Source organism: Bradyrhizobium sp. 31Argb, from assembly GCF_043638955.1.
In the GTDB taxonomy this organism is placed as follows: domain Bacteria; phylum Pseudomonadota; class Alphaproteobacteria; order Rhizobiales; family Xanthobacteraceae; genus Bradyrhizobium.
This window is the reverse complement of record NZ_JBEGDB010000493.1, coordinates 1-2,907: the sequence shown is the minus strand read 5'-3', so window position 1 is coordinate 2,907 and position 2,907 is coordinate 1. Positions and strand designations below refer to the sequence as shown.

The window sequence follows — 2,907 nt, the reverse complement described above, 5'->3', positions numbered from 1 at the left end:
GAGAGGGGCGGGTCGCGATCGTCACGAACGTTGCGGTGAGATGCGGTGGACGAGAGTGTCACGACTGACGAGCGTGGTACTCGCGGACGGCGAAGTCGTGTGGACTATATTTTGGTACGCGGTGAAACACCGCGAAACTACGAAAACCCTTTAAAACAAGCTCTTTTTGAATAGGCTTGTTGCGGGCTGTTTCTGCGGGTCTCGCCAAATCTAGGGCCGGGACCTTCGATCAGGCTGCAAGCAGAACCGAAGGTCCCGTCCATGGTCGCAACCTTTGGAGCTGAAAACCATGACGGACACTACCACAACCATCAAATCCGCTGCCACCCAGCGCGCGCGCAAAGGCAGCGTCATTCTGACCGACCGCATGTGCGAGAAGCGGGTCACCGAGCGGGTCAAAATCTACGACCGCAAATGCCCCGGCCTCTACGTTAGCATCACGGCCGCCGGGGTCGCGACTTTCTCGTTCAAGTTCACCGATCCGACCACCGGCAAGCAGCGCACCGGCTGGCTCGGCACCCATAATCCGGAGACGTTCGCCGTCGAAGATGCCCGCAGCAAGGTCTATGGCCTGCGCGCAACGGGCGCGGCGGCGGTCGCCGAGAGCTTCCGCGAACGGAAACTGCAGCAAGCAAAGCGCGGCAAGACGGTCGCGGAGATCATCGAGGAGCGGATCGCGTGGATGCAGACCCCGGTTCGCAAGGCCGATGATCCGGACGGCGAGATGCGGCCTCGTCTGGAGAGCTGGGAGACCACCGCGAGCCATCTGCGGCGCTTTCTCAAGCCACGCCTCGGCAAGAAGCTCGCGGGCGATGTCACCAAGCACGACATCGCAACGCTGTCGAACGACATCGTCGCGGGCAAGCTCGGTGTTCCCTCGGTCAGCAACGCCCGCCATATGCGCCGGGCTGCGTCGGGCCTGTTCAACTGGGCGGCGGAGGCGGGCCGCGACTACGTCACCGCGAGCCCCTGTATCAACCTCCCGAAGCTGCCCAAGGAGATTCACCGCAGCCGCGTGTTGTCGGAAAACGAGATCAGGATTTTCTGGCACGGCCTCGACCGCGACGACCTGCCGTGGGACCGCCGGACGCGCCTCGCGCTGAAATTCGAGCTGGTCACCATGCTGCGCTCGGGCGAGCTGCGGCCCGCGCACCGCGACGAGTTGGTCGGTCTCGACGGCGAATTCCCGCGCTTCGATGTCCCGGCCAAGCGGGTGAAAAAGCGCCGGGTGATCGAACAGCCGCTGTCGAGCCTCGCGGTCGAGATCATCCGCGAGGCGCTGGCCAGCGACGGCCAAGGGTTCGTGTTCGAGAGCCCGGTCTATCCGGGCCAGCCGGTCCACCGGACCGCACTGGCGACCGCGCTGAGGGGCACCAAGCACGAAACCAACAAGGACAAGACCAAGACGCCCGGCCTCTGCGAGTTGCTCGGCCTGAAACGCTTCACGCCGCACGATTTGCGCAGGACGGCGGCGACGCTGGCGGGCGATCTGGGATTTTCGGATGCCGCAATCGCTAAGTGCCTCGACCATGCGGTGACCAAGGACGACGGCGAGAAGATCAGCCGCGTCACCGGGATTTACAGCCAGTCCAAGCGCGAGAAGCAGAAACGCATGGTGCTCGACGGTATCGCGGCCGAGCTGCGGCGGATCATCGGCGAGCCTGCGGTGAAGGCCGTCGATCGAGAGCCGATGCGGCTCGTGGCCTGATCAAGCCAACCTGAAACCGTTTCCGACTTTGAGAGCAACCCGGTCAGCATCAAGCTGGCCGGGTTCTTCGTTTACTGTGATCGATTTTTGGTTATTGCCAGCGCTCGGCATGGTTGTATAGGCTCGTCCTTGGGCAGGGGGTTGTAAATGAGCACCAGCGAGAGCGGCGATATGAGCCGCCACTCCTTTCAGATCGCATATGACGGCGGACCAGCCTCGGGACATTCGATGGATGTCGAGGCGCTTGGCCCAGCATTGCTGGCGGTTGGCAGGCTGATTCGAGAAGCGAACACGGTGCTCAATGAAAAGCGAGCCACCGTAAAGGTGCTGGTTACCTCTGATTTTGAGCACAAGTGCTTCAACGTCAATTTTGAAGTCGTTCAGAGCATCCTTCAGCATTTGAAAACACTGCTGCAGGATGAGAATGTTCAGACCGCAACGAAGCTGCTGCAAACTATTGGTATGGTCGGCTCGGCTGGAACGGCGGTGGCTGGACTGTTCGGTTTCCTAAAATGGAAGAAGGGTCGCAAGATAGAAACGGTCAAGCGCATCAGTGACGTGACCGCCACGGGTTCTGTTGTGCTCCAAATCCAGATCGAGGGAGATGGAAATTCGATCCAAATACCAGAGAGCGTGTTGAGGCTCGCAGAGAACCAAAAGATTCTGCGCGCGGTCAAAGAAACATTAGAGCCGATTGAGCTGCGCGAAGCTGAGCGGATTGAATTTAGACAGGCCGACACGCCACAGGTCATCTACGATGGCGAAGCTGCTGTAGCTATTGTCCGTTCTTGTGATGCGGGGCCGGATGATGCTGCTGTGCTTGCAGGGGTAATTGAGCAACCAAAGAGCATCGTCGCAACTTTGTATTCTCACGGTCCCGTTTTCGATGAAAAAGCAAAGAACTGGAGATTCCGCTACGGGAAAAAGGCGATCTATGCGGACGTCTCTGATACCAATATCGCGAAGGATGCTGTGAAGCGCGGCAGCTCGTTCATGAATGACCGCTATCGCGTCAGGATGCAGATCACACCTCCAGAGACAGACGACGGCACGCCGCATTATAAAATAACTGAAGTGCTGGACTTCTCCCCCGCTCAACAGCAGATGGCTCTCCCGCTCAAGCGTAGGGCTATCGCATATGGGCGAGGGCGCGGAGAAGGAAGTCGTTGTTCCATCTGGCCTGGAGCATTTTGTGGCTG

At 59.7% G+C, this 2,907-nt stretch carries 2 protein-coding genes; both read left to right on the top strand.

Going from position 1 to position 2,907, the window contains the following annotated elements; genetic code table 11:
* The first annotated feature begins 289 nt into the window (after positions 1-289).
* On the top strand, positions 290-1,708 hold the full coding sequence (locus AAFX91_RS40525; RefSeq protein ID WP_394570222.1) for a tyrosine-type recombinase/integrase: 1,419 nt from the start codon (positions 290-292) through the stop codon (positions 1,706-1,708).
* 147 nt (positions 1,709-1,855) lie between these two features.
* On the top strand, positions 1,856-2,907 hold a 1,052-nt coding region (locus AAFX91_RS40520; RefSeq protein ID WP_394570221.1), incomplete at its 3' end, for a hypothetical protein.

Coding starts and splice junctions, on each gene's coding strand:
- AAFX91_RS40525 (WP_394570222.1), top strand. CDS start 290: ATGACGGACACTACCACAACCATCAAATCCGCTGCCACCCAGCGCGCG.